The sequence below is a fragment of the Mycobacterium ostraviense genome, from assembly GCF_002705925.1.
Taxonomy (GTDB): domain Bacteria; phylum Actinomycetota; class Actinomycetes; order Mycobacteriales; family Mycobacteriaceae; genus Mycobacterium; species Mycobacterium ostraviense.
In genome coordinates this window covers 1-427 of the sequence record NZ_NKRE01000143.1, presented here as the reverse complement: position 1 = coordinate 427, position 427 = coordinate 1, and the positions used below count along the sequence as shown (strand labels likewise).

Sequence of the window (427 nt, the reverse complement as noted above, 5' to 3'; positions counted from 1 at the left end):
GGCTCGGCCGAATCATGGACGACACCAGCAGCCAACTGGTGTCGTCGGCATCGGCGCTGTTGAACTGGCATGACAACGCACGATTCAGCGCCCTAGACGGCGCGCCGACGAAACCGGCCAGGGCCGGCTGGTCACGGGTCAACCCGATCACCGGTCATGAGGAGTTCCCCCGTATCGACCCGGCGGTGATCTGCCTGGTTCACGACGGCGCTGATCGTGCCGTGTTGGCTCGCCAGGCGGCGTGGCCGGAACGGATGTTCTCGCTGTTGGCTGGCTTTGTCGAGGCCGGAGAGTCGTTCGAAGTCTGCGTCGCCCGGGAGATCCGCGAGGAAATCGGCCTGACCGTTCGCGATGTGCGCTATCTGGGCAGCCAGCAGTGGCCGTTCCCGCGGTCGTTAATGGTTGGCTTTCATGCCTTGGGTGACCC

At 64.9% G+C, this 427-nt stretch carries 1 protein-coding gene; it reads left to right on the top strand.

Translation table 11 applies throughout. The features are described from left to right. Positions 1-427 (top strand): NAD(+) diphosphatase (nudC, locus tag CDN38_RS28390; protein WP_099319516.1); only part of this gene is annotated, 427 nt, incomplete at both ends.